The sequence below is a fragment of the Rhizobium etli CFN 42 genome (assembly GCF_000092045.1).
In the GTDB taxonomy this organism is placed as follows: Bacteria; Pseudomonadota; Alphaproteobacteria; order Rhizobiales; family Rhizobiaceae; genus Rhizobium; species Rhizobium etli.
Genome location: NC_007764.1, coordinates 181654 through 199963, shown reverse-complemented (window position 1 = coordinate 199963; position 18310 = coordinate 181654). Strand labels below are relative to the sequence as shown.

Annotated in this window: 19 protein-coding genes; 10 read left to right on the top strand and 9 right to left on the bottom strand. The window is 63.2% G+C overall.

Annotation, left to right across the window (positions count from 1 at the left end):
* Positions 1 to 7: 7 nt before the first annotated feature.
* The gene (locus RHE_RS23785) at positions 8 to 775 is read left to right on the top strand and encodes a 5-oxoprolinase subunit PxpA (RefSeq protein ID WP_011427813.1); all 768 of its coding nucleotides are present in this window, start codon (positions 8 to 10) and stop codon (positions 773 to 775) included.
* A gap of 61 nt (positions 776 to 836) precedes the next feature.
* Positions 837 to 2039, top strand: coding sequence for a pyridoxal phosphate-dependent aminotransferase (locus RHE_RS23780; RefSeq protein WP_011427812.1), 1203 nt, complete (start codon positions 837 to 839; stop codon positions 2037 to 2039).
* A 12-nt stretch (positions 2040 to 2051) separates the two neighbouring features.
* On the opposite strand, the gene nac is transcribed toward RHE_RS23780, so the two are convergent.
* Positions 2052 to 2957 (bottom strand): nitrogen assimilation transcriptional regulator NAC, encoded by a 906-nt coding sequence (gene nac, locus RHE_RS23775; protein ID WP_011427811.1) that lies wholly within the window; start codon positions 2955 to 2957, stop codon positions 2052 to 2054.
* Positions 2958 to 3188: 231 nt separating this feature from the next.
* Here nac and RHE_RS23770 point away from each other — a divergent pair, with 231 nt between their 5' ends.
* From RHE_RS23770 to RHE_RS23740, 7 genes are all read left to right on the top strand, one after another.
* Entirely contained in the window at positions 3189 to 3962 is a 774-nt protein-coding gene (locus RHE_RS23770) for an SDR family oxidoreductase (RefSeq protein ID WP_011427810.1), read from the top strand.
* On the top strand, positions 3959 to 4666 hold the full coding sequence (locus RHE_RS23765) for an amino acid ABC transporter permease (protein WP_042119768.1): 708 nt from the start codon (positions 3959 to 3961) through the stop codon (positions 4664 to 4666). Before RHE_RS23770 ends, RHE_RS23765 begins: the two co-directional genes overlap by 4 nt.
* Positions 4663 to 5418: an amino acid ABC transporter permease gene (locus RHE_RS23760; RefSeq protein WP_011427808.1), complete on the top strand. Its 756-nt coding sequence runs from the start codon at positions 4663 to 4665 to the stop codon at positions 5416 to 5418. Before RHE_RS23765 ends, RHE_RS23760 begins: the two co-directional genes overlap by 4 nt.
* Positions 5415 to 6179, top strand: a complete 765-nt coding sequence (locus RHE_RS23755) for an amino acid ABC transporter ATP-binding protein (RefSeq protein ID WP_011427807.1) — start codon at positions 5415 to 5417, stop codon at positions 6177 to 6179. The genes RHE_RS23760 and RHE_RS23755 overlap by 4 nt, the downstream gene beginning before the upstream one ends.
* 31 nt (positions 6180 to 6210) lie before the next feature.
* Positions 6211 to 7047, top strand: a complete 837-nt coding sequence (locus tag RHE_RS23750) for an ABC transporter substrate-binding protein (RefSeq protein ID WP_011427806.1) — start codon at positions 6211 to 6213, stop codon at positions 7045 to 7047.
* A 93-nt stretch (positions 7048 to 7140) separates the two neighbouring features.
* A complete protein-coding gene (locus RHE_RS23745; protein ID WP_011427805.1) occupies positions 7141 to 7815 on the top strand; it encodes a 4-carboxy-4-hydroxy-2-oxoadipate aldolase/oxaloacetate decarboxylase in 675 nt (224 codons plus the stop codon).
* Between the two features lie 94 nt (positions 7816 to 7909).
* Positions 7910 to 9094 carry a hypothetical protein gene (locus RHE_RS23740; protein ID WP_011427804.1) on the top strand — a complete coding sequence of 395 codons (1185 nt, stop codon included), beginning with the start codon at positions 7910 to 7912 and terminating at the stop codon, positions 9092 to 9094.
* On the opposite strand, the gene RHE_RS23735 is transcribed toward RHE_RS23740, so the two are convergent.
* The 8 genes from RHE_RS23735 to RHE_RS23700 are packed head-to-tail and all read right to left on the bottom strand — an operon-like array spanning position 9091 to position 17277.
* On the bottom strand, positions 9091 to 10104 hold the full coding sequence (locus RHE_RS23735) for a succinylglutamate desuccinylase/aspartoacylase family protein (protein ID WP_011427803.1): 1014 nt from the start codon (positions 10102 to 10104) through the stop codon (positions 9091 to 9093). The genes RHE_RS23740 and RHE_RS23735 overlap by 4 nt on opposite strands.
* 32 nt (positions 10105 to 10136) lie before the next feature.
* Entirely contained in the window at positions 10137 to 10481 is a 345-nt protein-coding gene (locus RHE_RS23730) for a RidA family protein (protein WP_011427802.1), read from the bottom strand.
* A 35-nt stretch (positions 10482 to 10516) separates the two neighbouring features.
* Entirely contained in the window at positions 10517 to 11827 is a 1311-nt protein-coding gene (locus RHE_RS23725) for an amino acid deaminase (RefSeq protein ID WP_042119765.1), read from the bottom strand.
* Entirely contained in the window at positions 11820 to 12776 is a 957-nt protein-coding gene (locus tag RHE_RS23720) for an amidohydrolase family protein (protein ID WP_011427800.1), read from the bottom strand. Before RHE_RS23720 ends, RHE_RS23725 begins: the two co-directional genes overlap by 8 nt.
* Positions 12773 to 13714 (bottom strand): ABC transporter permease, encoded by a 942-nt coding sequence (locus RHE_RS23715; protein WP_042119763.1) that lies wholly within the window; start codon positions 13712 to 13714, stop codon positions 12773 to 12775. Before RHE_RS23715 ends, RHE_RS23720 begins: the two co-directional genes overlap by 4 nt.
* Positions 13711 to 14673, bottom strand: coding sequence for an ABC transporter permease (locus RHE_RS23710; RefSeq protein ID WP_042119760.1), 963 nt, complete (start codon positions 14671 to 14673; stop codon positions 13711 to 13713). The genes RHE_RS23715 and RHE_RS23710 overlap by 4 nt, the downstream gene beginning before the upstream one ends.
* Positions 14670 to 16184 (bottom strand): sugar ABC transporter ATP-binding protein, encoded by a 1515-nt coding sequence (locus RHE_RS23705; RefSeq protein ID WP_011427798.1) that lies wholly within the window; start codon positions 16182 to 16184, stop codon positions 14670 to 14672. Before RHE_RS23705 ends, RHE_RS23710 begins: the two co-directional genes overlap by 4 nt.
* A gap of 22 nt (positions 16185 to 16206) precedes the next feature.
* On the bottom strand, positions 16207 to 17277 hold the full coding sequence (locus RHE_RS23700; RefSeq protein ID WP_011427797.1) for an ABC transporter substrate-binding protein: 1071 nt from the start codon (positions 17275 to 17277) through the stop codon (positions 16207 to 16209).
* Between the two features lie 221 nt (positions 17278 to 17498).
* On the opposite strand from RHE_RS23700, the gene RHE_RS23695 reads away from it, so the two are divergent.
* On the top strand, positions 17499 to 18284 hold the full coding sequence (locus RHE_RS23695) for an IclR family transcriptional regulator (RefSeq protein WP_042119787.1): 786 nt from the start codon (positions 17499 to 17501) through the stop codon (positions 18282 to 18284).
* Positions 18285 to 18310 lie beyond the last annotated feature (26 nt).

Here is an 18310-nt window from a genome sequence, read left to right as displayed (position 1 = left end):
GGAACGGATGAAGATCGATCTAAATTCCGACATGGGCGAAGGATTTGGTCCCTACCGGCTGTGCGATGACGAAGCGATGATGAAAATCGTCTCCTCGGCCAATATCGCTTGCGGTTTCCACGGCGGCGACCCCGAAACGATGGGGCGTATGGTACGGCTGGCAAAACAGAATGGCGTCGGCATCGGCGCCCATCCCGGCCTGCCCGACCGGCTGGGCTTCGGCCGGCGTGAAATACCCTTCCAGGCGGACGAGCTTCGCCAGCAGATGCTCTACCAACTCGGTGCGCTGATGGCGATCGCCAAAGTCGAGCAGGTCACCGTCTCTCATATCAGCTTCCATGCCGCCATGGGCAATATGGTCAACCGCGACCCTGTCCTCGCTGACCTGATGATGGATGCGATCGAAACCGTCGATCCCAGTCTCGTCGTCTTCGTCACGTCAGGCAGCGAGATCGAGCAGGCGGCGAAACGCGCGCGCCTCAAAACGCTGGCGCTTTTCCTCGCGGATCGGGCCTATGACGCCGGCGGCAGGCTTGTAGCGCGCGGACTGCCGGGTGCCGTCATCAAGGACGAAGCCGCCGTACGCGCCCGTGTGCGGAAATTCCTCCTCGACGGCAGCGTCGAGACGATTGACGGCGGCGTAATCGCCATGCCGGCGCGCTCCATCCTCGTTCACAGCGACACGCCGGGCGCCCTCGAGCTTGCCGGCATCGTGCGCGGTGAAATCGAAGCCACGGGCGCCACCCTCGCACCTGCCGCCGAACTCGCTGAATAACGCAATCCCGATCGCCTGCGGGCGGTCTCTCGTCTCAATCCCTCATCGAAGGACCATACCGATGTCCGTCATCGCCGACCGCCTGAAAAACGTCTCCATTTCAGCATCCGCCGCCATGACCCAGCGCGCCCGCGAGTTGGCCGCCAAAGGGATCAAGGTCGTCAGCCTCTCCTCCGGCGAGCCGGATTTCCCCACTCCGGCGCACGCGATCGAGGCGGCCCATGCGGCAGCGCTTACCGGCGATACGAAATATCCACCGATGGACGGCACGCCGGCGCTCAAATCCGCCATCATCAAAAAGTTCAAGCGCGACAACAATCTCGACTATGATGCCAGCCAGATCGTCGTCTCCGGCGGCGGCAAGCAGGTGATCTTTAACTCCATGCTGGCGACCTGCAATCCGGGCGACGAGGTCGTCATCCCGACGCCCTCCTGGGTCAGCTATGCCGACATCGTCAAATTCGCCGGCGGCGTGCCGGTTGCCGTCCCCTGCCACGAGCAGACCGGCTTCAAGCTTCGCCCGGAGGATCTGGAGGCGGCGATCACGCCGCGCACCAAATGGCTCTTCCTAAATTTCCCGAACAATCCGACCGGAGCAGCCTGCTCCCGGGCGGAGATGGCCGCCATCGCCGAGGTCATGCTGCGACACCCCAACGTCTGGATCATGACCGACGACATCTACGAGCACCTCGTCTATGACGACTTCCAGTTCTGCACGATCGCGGAAGTCGAGCCGAGACTGTACGATCGCGTCCTGACGATGAACGGCGTCTCCAAGGCTTACGCGATGACCGGCTGGCGGCTCGGCTTTTGCGCCGGGCCGAAAGAGCTGATCTCGGCTGTCAGCAACGTCAACGGCCAGAATGGCGGCGGCATCGCGACGCTTACCCAGGCGGCGGCAACCGCGGCACTCGACGGACCTCAGGACCTCCTGAAGGAGCGTGCGGCGATCTACAAGGAAAGACGCGACTTCGTCCTCGACAAATTGTCGGAGGTGGAAGGGCTGCGCTGTCACCGGCCCGACGGCGCCTTCTATATCTACCCCAACATATCGGGGCTGATCGGCAGGACCAGCAAGGGCGGGCGCAAGATCGAGACCGACATCGATTTCGTCATGGCGCTGGTGGACGAACATCGCGTCGCGACCGTGCAAGGCGCGGCTTACGGAATGAGCCCCTTCTTCCGTATTTCCTACGCGACAAGCATGGAAAAACTCAGTGAAGGCTGCGCGCGCATCGCTCAGTTCTGCAAGGATATGCGCTGACCGGCAGCTACCTCAAGCTTTCAGCCGCGCCGTCAACTCGAGAAGGATGTCGCGAACGGCAAGCGCCGGCTCCGACAGCGGGTTCTGCTCGGAAACGCAGAGCGACAGGGTTTCATCGATACGCGGCGAGACGAGCCGGCAGATCAGCGGCTCGCTCGATTCCGAGACGATGCGATCGGCAATCGCCTTCGGCATTATCGTCGCGCCGAGGCCGCTACCGACCGCGCGGGCGAGCGTGCGGACGATTTCGACTTCCGCCACGACCTTCAGATTGGTGCGCGTGCGGCTGAAGGCGGTATCGACCGCCCGGCGGACGAAATTATAGGCCGGCGGCAGCAGCAGCGGTATTCCGTCGAGAGCGTGGACCGGAACGGGTTTCGCATCCGCTTCGATGGCAAAGTCGCGATGGGCGACCAGGAAAAACTCTTCGCTGAGGATCGGTTCGAAGCGCACGCCCTTGATCGGTCCGGTTCCATGCAGAAGCGCCATTTCCAGCCGGCCGTTCATGATCATCTGGCTGTAGGTCTGGCCAACGCTTTCGGTCAGGTGCAGCAGAATGCCGGGATGCCGTTTGCGGGTTTCCGCCAAAAGGTCGACGGAAAGCGTCGCCGCGCTGCTGAACGGCACGAGACCGACCGAGACGCGCCCGGCAAGCGAATTGCCCGCCGCCGATGCATCGGCCTGCGCCTGTTCCATCTGCCGAAGGATGATCTGGGCATGGCGATATACCGCGTGCCCGGCATCGGTCATGCTGACGCCCTGCTGGCTGCGGATCAGCAGCTTATGGCCGAAATGCTCCTCCAGCGCCGCGAGCTGCTGGCTCAGAGCCGGCTGGGCGATATGCAAAAGATCCGCCGCTCGCGTGATGCTGCCGCTGTCGACGATCACGATGAAAGATTTGAGGCGTCTGATGTCCATGGGGATCGGGGTACCATTCTGATCTGCGGATGGCATGTTTGCAGAGGCGCATTGCTTTTGCAACGCGACACGGCCTGAAGCGAGGCCGCGAGAGATACCAAAATCGCCGCTTTCTCTTCTTCGGCAGGCCGCGCCTGCTCCATAACTGTTGCTTATTGCTCCAGAGATAATCGGTCTTAGGCAAGGGGTTAAAGCTTCGCTACTCTCTCGATCAACAACAAGGGAACGACAATGCCATTCTCCGACTACAAGACCGCACTGGTAACCGGCGCATCCTCCGGAATCGGCGCAGCCGTTGTCGAGCGGCTTCGCCGGGAGAATATCGAGGTCCATGCCGTTGCCCGCAGCGCCAAAGCGCTGCAGCAATTGGCAGAACGCACGGGCTGCATTGCCCATGCTATCGATGTGACCGACCGTCAGGCGATGGCCGAACTCGCAGGTCGGGTCGAGTTCGACATTCTCGTCAACAATGCCGGCGTCGACCGGCCGAAGAAGTTCCTGGAAGCCGACGAGGGCGATATCGATCTCATCGTCGACGTCAATCTGCGGGCGGTTCTGCACATCTGCCGCCTCGTCGTGCCGGGCATGGTGGCGCGCGACCGCGGCCATGTCATCAACATCTCGTCGATCGCCGGCGCTTATAATTTCGGCGGCAACTCCTCCTATCACGCCACCAAGGCCGGCGTGAGCATGCTGTCCAACCAGCTGCGCATCGACGCGTTCGGCAAGCGGGTGCGGGTCACCGAAATCTGCCCCGGCCGGGTCGCCACTGATATTTTCAATCACGTCCACGGCGATGATCCGAGCATCCGGGAAAAATTCATCGCCGGTTTCGAACTGCCTGAAGCGGCCGATATCGCCGACGCGATCGCCTTCGCCATATCGGCGCCCGTCGCCGTCAACATCGGACACATGGAGATCACGCCCACGCTGCAGGTCATGGGCGGCCTGCAGACCGCAAGGCCGCAGCCGAAGGCGGATCCATCCGGGGAGCCAGGCTCGTGAGCGGCTTCGACCTTTCGGCAATCCTGGGGAATCCCGAATATGCCGCCATGCTGCTGCATGGCATCGAGATGACCTTCATCATCTATGCCGGGTCCTGGTCGCTGGCGATGGCGCTCGCACTTCTGCTGCTGGCTGTGCGCCTGTCGCCCTTCCGCTTCGGCGATCCGTTGGTCGCCGCTTACGTATCCTACCACCGCAACGTCCCCACCCTGGTTCAGCTGATGCTGTGGTATTTCGGGATTTTCACCCTGATGCCGAACGGGGTGGCGACCTGGCTCGCAAGCCACAATGCCGAGGCGATCTTCGCGGTGATCGGGCTCGGGCTCTGCCAGGCAGCCTATTTCAGCGAAGACCTTCGTTCGGGCGTGCGCTCGGTTGGTCCCGGCCAGATGGAGGCAGCCCGCGCTCTCGGCCACGGTTACGTCTCGGCGATGCGGTTCGTCATCATGCCGCAGGGCGTGCGCAACGCGCTGCCGCCGCTCATCAATCACAGTGTCTCCCTGTTCAAGAACAGCAGCCTCGCCGTCGTCATCGGCGCGTCGGAACTGACCCATGCCGTCAAGGAAATCGAAAACCTCAGCTTCCGCACTTTCGAGATCTACCTAATCGGCACGGTTCTCTACCTCTTCTTCTCGCTCGTGATCATGAGCATCGGCGCCTATCTGTCGATGCGCGCGGATCCTGCCAGGAGTGCGCGCGCATGATCCACGACATGATCGCCATCGTCCGCGACTACTGGCTGCTGCTCCTGATCGGCCAATATCCGAACGGACCGCTCGGCGGGCTCGCCAATACGCTGATCCTCTCGGCGCTCAGCATCGCTCTCGCTTTTCCGATCAGCATCCTGTTTGCAATGGCGCGGCTCTCCAAAGCGCCACTGCTGCGCTGGCCGGTCACCGCCCTTGTTTATTTCACCCGGGGCGTGCCGCTCTTGATGCTCATCCTGTGGAGCTATTTCCTGGTGCCGCTGCTGACCGGCGCCGACGTGCCGAGCTTCGTCACCATGCTGACGACGCTGGTGGTCTATCAGAGCGCGTTCCTGAGCGAAGTCGTCCGTGCCGGCATCGTCGCCCTCGGACCCGGCCAGATGGATGCGTCGCGGGCGCTCGGCCACAGTTACGTGGGCGCCATGCGCTACATCATCCTGCCGCAGGCGCTCTACAACATGATCCCGAGCATCCTCTCGACCTTCGTCTCGACGATCAAGGACACAACGCTCGGCTATGTGATCAACGTGCCGGACCTGACCTTTGCCGCAAGCCAGGTCAACAATCAGCTGCTGACGCAGCCTTTCCAGGTCTTCCTCATCCTGGCGATCGTCTACTTCGCCATCTGCTGGACGCTGACCTACTTCGCAAATCGCCTCGAGCGGCGCATCACGCGGCGGCGTGCGGGGCTCCTCAACGTCCCCGCCGCCGTGGTCACGCCGTCGAAAATCGTATCGGAGCAGCTATGACCATGTCCGCTTCAAGGCAGGAATCGCAGACGATCCAGCTTTCACGAGTCTGCAAGAGCTATGGCGACTATCCCGTCCTGAAGGACATCGATGCGCAGGTGGCGCGCGGCGAGGTGGTGGTCATCTGCGGTCCATCCGGTTCGGGAAAATCGACGCTGATCCGCACGATCAATCGCCTCGAGGAGATCAACAGCGGATCGATCACGCTCGACGGGCAGAACATTCACGCCTCGATGCGGGCGAAGGCACTCAACGCGATGCGCAGCCGGATCGGCTTCGTTTTTCAGAACTTCAACCTGTTTCCGCATCTTTCGGTCGCCGAAAACGTCTCGATGTCGCCCATCCGGGTGCAAGGCGTGGCGCCTGGTATCGCGCATGAAAAAGCCCTCAAGCTGCTCGATCGGGTCGGCCTTGCCGACAAGGCCCGGGCCTATCCTGGTCAGTTGTCGGGCGGCCAGCAGCAGCGTGTGGCGATCGCCCGTGCGCTTGCGATGGAACCGCCGGTGATGCTGTTCGACGAGCCGACGAGCGCGCTCGATCCGGAAATGGTCGGCGAAGTGCTCGCCGTCATGAAGAGTTTGGCTTCCGAAGGCATGACCATGCTCTGCGTCACCCATGAAATGGGTTTCGCGCGCGAGGTCGCGGACCGGATCTGGTTCATCGATGCCGGCCAGATCATCGAAACGGCGACCCCCGAAGACTTCTTCAGCAATCCGCGCCATCCCCGGGCTCAGCGTTTCCTCGCTGATCTCAGGCACTGATACCAACGATCAAAAACAAAGGAGAACAGCAATGAACTGGAAATACCTGAGCCTCACGGTCGCATTTGCCGGCATGGCGGCCGCCGTGCCCGCAAAGGCCGATCAGCTCGACACCATCATGTCGGCGAAGACCTTGCGCTGCGCAACGTTCGCCGACGTTCCTCCCTTCGCCTCTCCCGATCCGAAGACCCGCGAAATGGCCGGCTTCGACGTCGACCTCTGCGGCGCCATCGCCAAGGAATTGGGCGTCAAGGCCGAGATCAAGCCGGTTTCGGTCGAAGCCCGCGTGCCCGAAGTCAAGCTCGGCCGCGTCGACATCACCGTCGCCAACCTTGCCTATACGCTAAGCCGCGCCGAACAGATCCAGTTCAGCGATCCCTATTATCTCGCCAAGGAGATGCTGATCGTGCCGGCCGACGATGCCGGCAAGTCGAAGGCCGATTACGCCGGCCAGCGCATCGCCTCGACCAAGGGCTCGACCTCGGAAATGTCGATCAAGCTCAACAAGTCCGAGCCGCTGACCTTCCAGGATACCGCCTCGGCCTATCTCGCCGTTCAGCAGGGCAAGGCGCGCGGCATGGTGGCCAACACCATGACGACGACTAAGTTCGTCAATGAATCGAAGAGCAAGGGCAAGGAAATGCGGATGATCGAGGAGCCGATGCTCTATCAGCCGATCGGCATCGGCATGGCCAAGGATCAGCCGAAGCTGACGGCCAAGATCAACGAAATCCTGCACAAGCTCGACGCATCAGGCGAGATCAACAAGATCTGGGACAAATGGCTCGGCCCGAATACCGAATACAAGATGACCCGCACCGACAAGGTCGTGCCGCTCTCCGAGCTGAAATTCGAGCCGATCCCGTAAGGCCAGCCGGCCTCGGCATTCTCCGATGATCATTCCCAAACGCATTCGGACGGCGGGACATGCCCCGCCGTCGGTCAACGATGTGAGGCATCCATGATCCATATAAAAGATATCCCCGAACGGCCAGACAAAGCCGCCATCGAAGCCGTTTCCAAATTTTCGCCGGCAACGATCCACGAGGCCCAGGGCCGCCGCGGCGCGCTTTCCTCCCGCCTCAAGCCCGTCGATTACCGCATGAAACTGTGTGGTCCGGCCTTTACGGTCAAATGCGCGCCGCGCGACAACATCATGCTGCAGCTCGCCATAAACTACGCAAAGCCCGGCGATATCATCGTCGTCTCGGCGGGCGAGTACGAGGAAGCCGGGTCCTTCGGCGATGTGCTCGCCAATGCCTGCCTTGCCAAAGGCATCGGCGGACTCGTCACCGATACCGGCGTGCGCGACACGCTGCAGCTCAGGGAACTCGGTTTCCCCGTCTTCTCGCTCAGCGTCTGCATCAAGGGCACGGTGAAGGAAACCATCGCGGCGGTGAACGACCCGATCATCGTCGGCGGCGAAACCATCAATCCCGGCGACATCATCGTCGGCGATGCTGACGGCCTGGTGGTCGTGCGCAGGCAGGAAGCGCAGGAAGCAGCAAGGCTTTCGCAGGCTCGCGAGGATGCCGAAGCCGGCTATATCACCGCCTACAAGGCGGGGAAATCGGTCATCGAGGTCAGCAATCTGGCGCCGGTGCTGAAAGCCAAGGGCCTTGTCGTCGAGATTTGACAAGGAGCGGCGAAAAGCTGGAGCGCGCACGGCACTCTGGACACTATTATGGACACATGTTCTATAAAGTGGACAGACTTGAGCGGAGCGCGCCATGCACCTTTCCATGTGGACTTACCCCTGGGATATCCAGGACCAGGGGCTCGATGTGATTGCCGCCGAGCTTCGCAATCGCGCCGGTCTCAACACGATCAGCATGGCGACCTCCTATCATGCCGGCCGTTTCCTGCAGCCGCGCAGCCCGCAGCAGAAGGCCTATTTTCCCGAGGACGGGACGGTCTACTTCCGGCCAGACGAGAGCCTGTGGCAGGACAGGCTGATCCGGCCGCTGATGGCGGGGAATGTCACCGAGCGCGGCGACATGCTGGAGGCGCTGACCAGGGGACGCGACGAAACCGGTCTGCGGGTCTCCTGCTGGACGGTCTGCCTCCACAACAGCCGTCTCGGCATGCTGCATCCTGACCACGTGACGCGAAACGCCTTCGGCAATCGCAATTATTATAATCTCTGCCCCTCCAGCCCGGCGGCGCGCGCCTATGCCGTCACCCTTGTCCGCGACATCACGGTGAATTATCGGCCGGACATGGTGGAGCTCGAAAGCCCGAACTTCATGGGCTTCGCGCATGAATACCATCACGAGAAGGATGGCGTCGGCCTGAATGCCGAAGACGATTTCCTGCTGTCGCTCTGCTTCTGCGACCATTGCACAGCGCGCGCCGCGAAGGCCGCCGTGCCGGTCGAAGGTGCGCGCCGATCGGCGGCGCGCTTCATTGCGGAACTCTGCGAACGGGCAGTGCCGGAACGGCAGTTCCCGGATTTCCCGGCAGCCGGCATCGATGCCTTCCGCCACCATCCCGATCTGCATGCCTATCTCGCCTGGCGCAGCGAACCGGTGATCAGCCTGATCGACGAGATCAAGGCGGCGGCCGATCCGGCGAGCCGGATCGTGCTGATCGACCTGAAGGACGGCTGGCTCGGCGGCGTCGATCTCTCAGCCGTCGGCAAGACCTGCGACGGGGCGATCCTCTGCTGCTACGACATGACGCCGGATGCCATCGGCGATGTCATCCGCGCCGGCCGGGCGGCGATCGGGACGGAGAAATTCCTCGGCGTCGGCCTGCGCGTCTTCTATCCAGAGGTCGGTGAAGCCGCGGTGCTGACGGCCCGCACCAAGGCGGCCGTCGAAGCCGGCGCCGACGGCGTAAACTTCTACAATTACGGCCTGATCCCGGCAAAACGTCTCGACTGGGTCAGGGCGGCGGTCGACGGGATTTGCTAAGCGGCAATCGGTTCGGCGACCTGGATCAGGCAATCGCCGGCCTGGCTGTCGCAATGCAGCCGGTGGGAAATGACGATGCCGCCCTCGGCAAAGCGCAGCTCTTCCTCCGGCTGCTCAAGGCGTTCCAAATCGTGATACCATCCGGCCAGATCGCCGACCGAAACGGTGGCGCCAAGGGCTGCGGCCGGCTCGAACCAGCCTCTGCGATCGGCATAGATGCCCTGGCTGTGCCGGGATAGCGACAGGAGCTGCAGCGGCCCGGGCTCCGCGAGTGGAGCGCGGGAGAGGACCGGACGCCCGATAATGCCGAGCGCCACAAGCAGCCGGTCGATCGCCGCCGCAGTGAAGGACATCGTCGCAGGCGTCACGGTTCCGCCGCCGCCGAACTCGCCGGAAAGACCGATAATGCCGGCCCTAGCCGCAGCCCCCATCGATGTCGGCGCCGCCGGGCCATTGTCGGCGATGAAGGCATGCGATGCGCCCATTGCCCGCATCAGCGCGACCGACCGCTCGAAACGGGCGGCATCGGCCTGCCGCTCGATCAGCGTGCAGGGCAGGTGCGCCATGGACGTGCCGCCCGAATGCAGGTCGAGCATGACGTCATGGCGCGGGAAGAGTTCGTGTTCGAGGAAATGCGCCAGACGCGCCGTCGGCACCCCCGCGGGATCGCCGGGAAAGGCCCGGTTGAGGTTGCCGCCGTCGAAGGGCGAGCAGCGTTTGGCCGCCATCACCGCAGGCAGGTTCGCCACCGGCAGGATGGTGATGGCGCCACTAATGGCAGCGACGTCAAGCAGGCGCATCAGCCGTCCGAGCTGCAGTTCGCCCTCATATTCGTCGCCATGGTTGCCGGCCATCAAGAGCAGGGACGGCCCCTCGCCATTTTTGAGGCGAAGGATCGGAATGCGGATCTGATAATAGGGCGAAAGGTCGATCGAATAGGGAATGGCGAGATGGCCTGCCTGCCGGCCCTCACGCGAAAAGTCGATCGGATTGACGAGGCCGCTATGCATGGTCCCTCCAGTACGGGGCGGTCGCCGCGCAGTTACAGCGCCGCCACCGCGGTCATTTCGACGCGCAGGTCCGGGTCGGCAAGGCGAGCTTCGGTGCAGGCACGGGCCGGCGGGTTTTCGACATCGATCCAGCCGTCATAAACGCCGTTCATCGCCTCGAAATCGGTGATCGCCGGCAGGAAGACGTTGACGGCGAGGAGACGCGAGCGATCGGTCCCGGCTTCCTTCAAAAGGGCGTCGATCTTGCCGAGCACATCGCGGGTCTGCTCCTCGATATCAGCCTTGCGATTATCCGCAACCTGACCGGCAATATAAACGAGACCGCCATAGCTGACAGCCTGGCTCATGCGCGAGCCCTTCTGATAACGCTGGATCATGCAGGTTTTCCTTTTCTTTGTTTTACAGTCACAGTTCAGCCGAAGCTGGTCAGATAGGCCGCCGTCACCGAATGATCCGGATCGAGGCCATAAAGGATCGCATGCCGGTCAAGGCAGGTGCAGGGATGTGAGATGCCGAACTCGATGACGTCGCCCACGGCGACGTCGCTGTCCTCGGCAAGCGCCATGAAGGCGTGCTGATCATTGAGGCGGAAAACCCTCGCGCCTTCGAGATCGGCGAGGTGCACGCCATTGCGATAGAGCGCCAGGGGCCGCGGCAAGTCCTGGTCCATCGCCACGTCGCGCATGCCCATGCCTGAGATCGCAAGCCCTGGCTCCGGCCGCGACAGGACCTCGGCCCAGACCCTGAGCGCCGGACGGAAACCCCCCGCCGCCGAAACGATTTCGCCGCCGATGCGAAAGCCGCCGCGCGCATCGAGACCGGCAAGGCCACGTTCATAGACGCCATGATCATGAAAGAAGATCGCGCCGCTGCGCAGCACGAGACGGCAGGCGGGATCGGCGGCCACGGCAGCTGAAAGCCGCGCAACCACGATGTCGAAAAACACCGAACCGCCTGCTGTGACGAGAAGCGGCCGCTCTCTTCCAATGCGGGCGCGCAGCTTCGGCAGGAAATCTGATGTCATCGCCATCAGGGCGTCGATGCGAAGTCTGGTCTCCTCCGGATCGGCGGTCGCCGCCGCACCCTCATAGGCGGCAACGCCGGTCAGCCGGAAGGTCGGCGTCTCCACGGCAAGGATCGCATCGAGAATCGCCGCGCCAGCATCAGCGCTGCGAAGACCGGCGCGGCCGGCGCCGAATTCCACCATCAGGCCGAGCGGTGGCAGATCTCCGCGTTCCAGCCAGGCGGAGGCAAGAGCCTCGACCAGCGCCGTCGAATCCACGAAGACGTGAACTTCCGCGTCGGAATATTCCGAAAGCAGCGCCGCGAGCCGTCGGGCGGCGGCCGCCCCGCCAATCTCGTTGGCAAGGATCAGGCGGCGCTGCCCCGCCCTAAGCAGCACGGCGGCTTGGCGGATATCGGCGACAGTCGTTCCCCAGGCGCCGGCCGAACGAAGCATGTCCGCCAGCGCCGTCGACATCGGCGTTTTGGCGTGCGGTGCAATCTCGGCACCATTGCTCTTCACAAAGGCCATCATCAGTTCGACATTTCCGGCGAAGGCCTGCCGGTCGAGCGAGAGCAGTGGCAGTGCCATCTTGCCGTCATATGGTTTCCACCCCTGCTGACCGATGGCAGCAGGCGAAAGCGGCGGATGGTCTGGCGGAAAGCCGCGCATCCGCTCGTCGATCAGCATGTTTTCGTTCGCGGCATGAAGATCAGACATGGGCGCCTCTCCCGGTCTCGGCCGGATCAGCGATGCCGAGGTGATAGGTGTCGTTGGCGGTGGCAAAGAACAAAGCGCGCTGCTCATCGAGGGAGAGCTCGGCGGCGACCGTGCGGAACACCTGATAGATCTCGTCGAAAGAGGCGTGCAAGCCGGCGACCGGAAAATCGCTCGCAAACATCGAGCGTGCCGGCCCGAAACAATCGAGGCAATGCTCGATCACCGGCCGCAGGCTTTCGAGTGTCCAGTCATTGTCGTAGGCGACGAGATCGGAAATCTTGAGCCGCACGTTGGGCTCTCTGCCGAGCGCCCGCAGGCCGCAGCGCCAGAGCGCCATGCCCTCCTGCGTCCTGTCGGCAGGGCTTCCGCCGTGGTTGAGTACGAAAAGCGTCGCCGGAAAAGCCTGTACGAGCTCGAGCGCTTCAGCCATCTGCCAGGGATAGAGCATCAGGTCGAAGACCAGCCCGAGCCGCGTGACATGGGCAAGACCCGCCCGCCAGCCAGGATCGCTCATGCGATCCGGACGCGACGCAAAACTCTTGGCCGCGTCGGGATGCCAGCTCAGAATATCGCGGATGCCGACGACGTTGGGACGTTCCGCTTCCGCCTCGAGCAGGCGCAGGGCGTCCGGCCGGTCGAGGGTAATGCCAGCGACATAACGGTGCGCCACACCGGAGCTGCGGTCGAGCCCATCCAGCCAACGGCTCTCCTCCAGCGGGTAGGCGACGGACCAGCCGGCCTCGACATGGACGGTCGCAACCACATTCTGGCGCGCGGCGTCGGCGCGATAATCGTCGATGCCATAGTCGCGCAGGATCGGCGCCAAGCTCCCGAACACCATCTCTTCGCCTGATGCCCGCGCTTTCTGAAGCCAGGGATGACGCTGCAGGCCGAGGTCCCAGAGATGGTGGTGCGGGTCGATCACCGGCCCATCGTAGCGTCCCGTCATCGGCGCGCCTCGCGGCCGGAAACGAGCAGAAGGGCGAGGATCAGCGTGCCGAACATGATCGACCGCCAGCCCGGCGAAGCGTTGACGACGGTGATCAGCGCCGTCGCCGTCACAAGCAGGATCGCTCCCGGAATGGTCCCGGCATAAGTGCCGCGGCCGCCGAGAATCGAGGTGCCGCCGAGCACGACGGCGGCGATCGAGGTCAGCAGATAGGGATCGCCGATGCCGACGTAACCTTGCCGGTTCATGCCGAGCACGAGAATGCCGGTAAGCCCCGCGAAAAAGCCCGACAGGGTATGAGCGATCACCGTGTTGCGCGTGACGCTGACGCCGGAAAGCCGGGCGGCCAGCGGGTTCGCTCCAAGCGCGAGGAAACGCGCGCCGATCGGCATGCGGTGGACGAGCAGCAAGACGACGACCGCGACGGCGACCCACAGAATGATGCCCGAGGGAATGCCGAGCGGCCGCGCCTGCCCGAGCATGATGACTGCGGGATTGCTGACGGTGACGGCGCTGCCGCCGGCGACGATGATGAGCAAGCCCTGCAGGAAGGTCGCCATGGCAAGCGTCATGATGATCGGTGGGACGCGGAGATAGGTGGCACCTGCGCCGTTCATCAAGCCGATGCCGGTGGCGATGGCGAGGGCCGCCGCGATGCCGGCAAGGCCGGTCGGATCCCATGCCGGCGAAATCAGGGGCAACAGGATCGCCGTGACCGTGATGACCGCGCCGACGGAAAGGTCGATGCCGCCCATCAGAATAACCAGCGTCTGCCCGGCGGCGACGATGCCGATCACGGCGGCGAGCTCGAGGAGGTAGCGCAAATGGCCGTAGGCGCCGAAGCCGCGCAGCGTGAAGCTTGCGACGATCCAGACGAGCGCCACCAGAAGAAAGGTCAGGAGCGGCGGGTTGCGGAATGCTGATCTGACGATGTTCAACGTCTTGCCCTCCACGCGCCGAGAAGTTCCGGAACGGCAACCGCGCCGACGATGATCAAGCCTTGAGCAACATATTGCGCCACCGGCGGGAAGCCGAGGAAGAACATGACGTTGATCATGACCGAGAGCAGCAGGCTGCCGCAGATCGCACCGCGCATCGTGCCCTTGCCGCCGAGGAAGCCGACGCCGCCGAGCACGGCGGCAGCGATCGAGTTTAGCGTGAAGGGCGTGCCGATGACAGGATCGCCGGAGCCGGTCTGCGCGGCGACGAAGAGGCCGGTCAGCGCAGCCAGCAGACCGGAGAGCGCGAAAGCCGCGACCTTCACCCGTTCGACGGGAACGCCGGAACGGAACGCCCCGACCGGGTTGTCGCCGGCCGCATAGATGCCGAGACCGAGCGGCGTCGCCAGGAAGGCTTTCCAGAGCGCCAGGATCACCACGAGCATCAGAAAGGCAACGGCCGTGTGGCCGGCCAGCACCGTCGACAGCCAGTCGGGAACGGTGCCACCCGGCCGCGGCAGCAGAATGAGTGCGACACCGCTGATGATGAAGGAGCCGGCGAGCGTGACGATGATCGCAGGAAGCCTCAGATAGGTGACGATGGCGCCGGTGACGGCGCCGACCGCAAGGCCGGCGGCGGCGACCGCGAGAATGCCGCCCGACACGCCGAGCGCCCCTTCCATCGTCGTCGCGGCGATGACCGCGCCGAGGCTGACGAGCGGACCGATCGCCAGCGTGATGCCGCCATTCAGCATGAGCAGCGCCTGGGCCATGGTGACGAGTGCGAGCGGGAACCAGTTCTGCGTGAATTTCGAGAAGCCGCCGATCGAAAGGATGCCCGGGAAGAGCATCGCATAGAGGATGAGAAAGGCCGCGACGACAAGATAGAGGCCGGAGAGGCCGCGATTGCGGCGCATCTGGATCGAGGGATAGAGTCGGGATGAGGAATTGGTGTTCATGCCGCCTCTCCCTGCGCCGCGGCGGTGACGCCCATGGCCGCACCGACGATCGCTCCTTCGCTGATGTCATCCTGCGACAGCACCGCCGCGACGCGGCCTTCGCGCAGAACCACGACACGATCGCAGAGATGCACGAGTTCCGGCGTATCGGAGCTGGCAAGGATGATGAGCCGCCCTTCGGCGGCGAAGGCGCGGAGCATGAGATAGATTTCCCGCTTGGTCTCGATGTCGACGCCGCGGGTGGGATCGTTAAGCAGCAGAACGGCAGGATCGAGTGGCAGCCATTTGGCAAGCGCCACCTTCTGCTGGTTGCCGCCGGAAAGCGCCTGTACCGGGCGGGCCGTATCACCTTTGATCGTCAGGCGGTGCGCGAGATCGGCGACCAAGCCGTTTTCCGCCGGCCGGTCGCGCAGGCCCTTGACGGCGAGCCGCCCGAGCGAGGGCAGGATGAGATTGGAGGCGATGGAATGCGGCAGCACCAGCCCCTCATGCTTGCGGTCGGCCGGGACATAGACGATCCCTGCCGCATTCGCCTCGGCGACATCAGCGGGCAGGCCAGGTTTGCCGGATATTTCCGCTCGGGCGGCTGCGGCCGGAATGGCGCCGTAGAGGCCAAGCAGCAGGTCTTCCTGCCCTTGCCCCACGAGCCCGCCGATGCCGACGATCTCGCCGGCGCGGGCGGAGAAGGCGATGTCGCGAACCATGCCGGCGGAAAAACCTTCGACGCTGATGCGCATGACACCGGGCGCCGTGGCCGCTCGCGGCGGGAACAGGTCGCCGGTCTCGCGGCCAACCATGAGACGCACCAACCCTTCGCCGTCGATGCCGGAGAGCGACTGATCCGCAGTGACCCCGCCGTCTTTCAGCACTGTGACATGCGAGCAGAGCGCCTGCACCTCGTTGAGACGGTGGGAAATATAGAGGAGCGCGATGCCGCGACCCTTAAGCGTCTCGATCAGCCGAGCAAGGATGCCGGCTTCATGGGCCGAGAGTGACGAGGTCGGCTCGTCGAGGATCAGCACGCGCGGTTTGCGGAACAGCGCCTTCGCAATCTCCACCATCTGGCGGCGGCCGAGCGCGAGGTCGGCGACCGGCGTGTCGAGCGGTTCGGTGAGCCCCACCATGCCGCACACCTCCTGCACCAGGCGATGAAGCGCTCGGTAATCGATGAGACCGAAGCGGCGCGGAAAGGCGCCGAGCCCGATATTTTCGGCGATCGAGAGACTGGCCGTCAGGCTCAGCTCCTGCTGAACCACAGCGATACCGGCTTTGCGGGCCGCCGCCGGGCTGAAACGCCCGACGGGTTTCCCGTCGACAAGGATGGACCCGCCGTCGGGCTGGAGGGCGCCGGACAGGAGGTTGATCAGAGTGGACTTGCCGGCGCCGTTTTCACCGAGCAGGGCGTGAACCCTGCCCGGCAGAAGGGTGATGTCGACGCCCCTCAAAACCGGATTGCCGAAAAATCCCTTGAACACCTGCCGGGCTTCCAGCAGCGGGTTTTCTTCCGTCATGACGACGTTCCCCAGACGCGGATTACTTGGTCAGCAGCTTGTCGAAGAGCGCCTTGTCGTAGTCCGAGTAGATATAGCCGTCGGCCGGGAACTTGTCGGCGCGCGCGAGATAGCTGCCGATCGAGCTGTCGTCGATGACCGGCAGCGGCACCTTGACGAAGGCAGGGACATCCTTGCCTTGCAGCGCCTGGACGGCGGTATAGACGGAAAGCGCGCCGAGCCAATTGGGCTGCATCGTCGCCCAGCCCTTCAGCCCCTTCTCCTTCCACAGTTCGAGGAATTGGCGCGCATTTTCCCCTGTCGTCGGCACCTGATCGCGGCCCTGACGCTCGAAGGCGAGAACGGAACCGGCCGACAAGGCGCCGCCGAGCGACAGCACGCCATCGATTTCCGGATTGGCGAAAAGCAGGCTTGTCATCGCTTCCTGTGCCGGCGCGACATTATATTCCGTATTGGTCTCGGTGATCACCTGGATGCCTGGATTGGCATCGAGAACCGGCTGGGCACCCTTGCGGCGGTCGTCGCTCACCGAAATGCCGGCAGGGCCGTTCATGACGATGATCTTGCCCTTGCCGCCGAGCTGGCTGACCATCCACTTGGCAGCCGTCGCGCCCCATTCGTTGGAATCGGTGTTGATCTTCGCCGTCACCTTGTCGGTATTGACCAGGCTGTCGAAATTCACCACCGCGATACCCTTGTCGCAGGCGTCGGAGATGACGCGGTCGAGGGCGGTGGAGGAACCGGCGATCACCACGATGGCGTCGACATTGGCATCGATCATCGACTGGATATGCTGGATCTGCGTCTGGGCGTTGCCCTGCGCATCCGTAATCTTCAGGTCTTTGACCAGGCCTGCCTTCTTCAACTCATCTACTTCAGCCGTGATCGTGCCTTCGGTCTGTTTCATCCAGGTCGGCACCGAATAGATGTTGGCCCAGCCGATCGTGTATGGCGCCTTCCTGTCACCTTTGATGCAATTGGCGGCGGCCGAGGCCGTGCCGGGCGAAAAGACGAGCAGGGTGGCAGCAGCGGCAGCGCCGGCGAGAAGGTGGCGGCGACGCGATGCGGAAATGCTGTTCTTAGAATTTTTCATGTCGATCCCCTTTTGTGTGGCAGCGTTAGCGCTTGCCATCTGTTTTTGTCCAATATAATGTACATGTGATCTAAATACCGGACGCGCCGATCTTATGCCGATTTTTATGCCTCGCAAGGGGGATGAAAAAAATTTTCGCAGGCCGCGAACAGCAGGATCGGTTGACAGATGCGGCAGAGGGTTTGAAAAGCTTGGCCGAACAGAAATTGGGATCGACAGCAATGGACGCAATTCAGGTCGAAGCAATCGGCAAGCGTGCCCGAGGGCTCGACCGCGCCTTCGAAATCCTCGATTTCCTGCGCCAGAAACGGCAGGCTTTGAAGCCGAATGAAATCGCAGCGCAGATCGGCGCCCCGCGCTCATCGGTTTACGAGCTCGTCAACCTGCTGCTGAGCAATGGCATTCTCGAATTCACAGGCGGCGAGGGGCGCGTCTATCTCGGCCGCAAGCTCTATTTCCTCGGCGCTGCCTATGAAAACCATTTCGATTTCACCCGCGAATGCGAGGCCGCGCTGGAACAGCTCGCTGACGAGACACGGGAGACGGCGCAGTTCTGCATGCTGGACGGAAACAAATATACGGTCGTTCGCATGCGCGAAGGCGCACGGCCATTCCGTATTTCGACGGATATCGGCCAGTCGGTTCCAATCCCGTGGACAGCCTCCGGACGTCTGCTCGTCGCGCATCTGTCGGATCAAGAAATCCTGAACTTCATTCCATCGCAGGATTTTCGTTTGCCGAACGGCGAATGGCTCGATCCGCAAAGCTTCATCATTGAGGTCCGCCAGGCCGAGCGAGAAGGTCTCTTCACGTTCAACAGCATCGTCGACAGCTTTACCCATTGTTTTGCCGTGCCGGTGCGGGGCGAGGAGGGCCATGCGGCCGCGACGCTCTGCCTGGTCACCCCGCGCGACGACGGTATCGCGAACCGCGTCCGCTACCTCGATTGCCTGAAGAAGGCCGCCGCCGGCCTGGAGCATGCCCCGGCCCGGCCTAAGCGGGGCTGATACTCAGACACGACACAAATTGATCG

Coding starts and splice junctions, on each gene's coding strand:
- RHE_RS23730 (WP_011427802.1), bottom strand. CDS start 10,481: ATGATCCAGCGTTATCAGAAGGGCTCGCGCATGAGCCAGGCTGTCAGC.
- RHE_RS23710 (WP_042119760.1), bottom strand. CDS start 14,673: ATGAACACCAATTCCTCATCCCGACTCTATCCCTCGATCCAGATGCGC.
- nac (WP_011427811.1), bottom strand. CDS start 2,957: ATGGACATCAGACGCCTCAAATCTTTCATCGTGATCGTCGACAGCGGC.
- RHE_RS23745 (WP_011427805.1), top strand. CDS start 7,141: ATGATCCATATAAAAGATATCCCCGAACGGCCAGACAAAGCCGCCATC.
- RHE_RS23735 (WP_011427803.1), bottom strand. CDS start 10,104: ATGCATAGCGGCCTCGTCAATCCGATCGACTTTTCGCGTGAGGGCCGG.
- RHE_RS23720 (WP_011427800.1), bottom strand. CDS start 12,776: ATGACGGGACGCTACGATGGGCCGGTGATCGACCCGCACCACCATCTC.
- RHE_RS23770 (WP_011427810.1), top strand. CDS start 3,189: ATGCCATTCTCCGACTACAAGACCGCACTGGTAACCGGCGCATCCTCC.
- RHE_RS23750 (WP_011427806.1), top strand. CDS start 6,211: ATGAACTGGAAATACCTGAGCCTCACGGTCGCATTTGCCGGCATGGCG.
- RHE_RS23695 (WP_042119787.1), top strand. CDS start 17,499: ATGGACGCAATTCAGGTCGAAGCAATCGGCAAGCGTGCCCGAGGGCTC.
- RHE_RS23740 (WP_011427804.1), top strand. CDS start 7,910: ATGCACCTTTCCATGTGGACTTACCCCTGGGATATCCAGGACCAGGGG.
- RHE_RS23725 (WP_042119765.1), bottom strand. CDS start 11,827: ATGTCTGATCTTCATGCCGCGAACGAAAACATGCTGATCGACGAGCGG.
- RHE_RS23760 (WP_011427808.1), top strand. CDS start 4,663: ATGATCCACGACATGATCGCCATCGTCCGCGACTACTGGCTGCTGCTC.
- RHE_RS23705 (WP_011427798.1), bottom strand. CDS start 16,184: ATGACGGAAGAAAACCCGCTGCTGGAAGCCCGGCAGGTGTTCAAGGGA.
- RHE_RS23785 (WP_011427813.1), top strand. CDS start 8: ATGAAGATCGATCTAAATTCCGACATGGGCGAAGGATTTGGTCCCTAC.
- RHE_RS23700 (WP_011427797.1), bottom strand. CDS start 17,277: ATGAAAAATTCTAAGAACAGCATTTCCGCATCGCGTCGCCGCCACCTT.
- RHE_RS23780 (WP_011427812.1), top strand. CDS start 837: ATGTCCGTCATCGCCGACCGCCTGAAAAACGTCTCCATTTCAGCATCC.
- RHE_RS23755 (WP_011427807.1), top strand. CDS start 5,415: ATGACCATGTCCGCTTCAAGGCAGGAATCGCAGACGATCCAGCTTTCA.